Genomic DNA, 920 nt, shown 5'->3' with positions numbered 1-920 from the left:
CAAGCGTTGCCGCGTTTGCCGCAGGACGTGCAGTTGCTGGGTGTGACGACGATCAAGTCGTCGCCGACGCTCACGATGGTGGTCCACCTGATCTCGCCCAACAACCGCTATGACATGACTTATCTGCGCAACTACGCGTTGATCAACGTCAAGGAACGGCTGGAGCGGATTCAGGGTGTCGGCGAAGCCCAGCTCTGGGGTTCGGGCGATTATTCGATGCGCATCTGGCTCGACCCGCAAAAGGTTGCCGAACATGGCATGACTGCGACGGATATCACGAATGCGATTCGCGAGCAGAACGTGCAGGTGGCCGCGGGGGTGATCGGTGAATCGCCGATGAGCCCCAACGTACCGATTCAACTGAACATCAATACGCAAGGCCGTTTGCAGACCGAGTCCGAATTCGCCGACATCGTGTTGAAGACGGGACCCGATGGCGCCGTGACGCGCTTGGGCGACGTCGCACGCGTTGAAATGGCGGCTTCCGAGTACGGGCTGCGGGCCTTGCTGGATAACAAGCAAGCGGTCGCCATTGCGATTAACCAGTCGCCGGGGGCCAACTCGCTGCAGATCTCCGACGAAGTGCGCAAGACGATGAAGGAATTGAAGGCCGACATGCCGCCGGGTGTCGACTATCAAGTGGTCTATGACCCGACGCAGTTCGTGCGCTCCAGTATCGAAGCGGTAGTGCATACCTTGCTTGAAGCGATTGCGCTGGTGGTGGTCGTGGTGATCGTCTTCTTGCAGACCTGGCGTGCTTCGTTGATCCCGTTGCTGGCGGTGCCAGTTTCGATCATCGGTACGTTTTCGCTGCTGCTCGCGTTCGGTTATTCGATCAACGCGCTCTCCTTGTTCGGCATGGTGCTGGCGATCGGGATCGTGGTCGACGATGCGATCGTGGTGGTCGAGAACGTCGAGCG

1 protein-coding gene is annotated in these 920 nt (G+C 59.2%); it reads left to right on the top strand.

Annotated elements, in window-relative coordinates; genetic code table 11:
• Window positions 1-920: efflux RND transporter permease subunit (locus tag GSQ77_RS28940; RefSeq protein ID WP_174246522.1), on the top strand; the 920-nt coding region annotated here is incomplete at both ends.

This window comes from Burkholderia sp. L27(2015), from assembly GCF_009765705.1.
Lineage (GTDB): Bacteria > Pseudomonadota > Gammaproteobacteria > Burkholderiales > Burkholderiaceae > LMUX01.
This window is presented reverse-complemented; position numbering and strand designations above follow the sequence as displayed.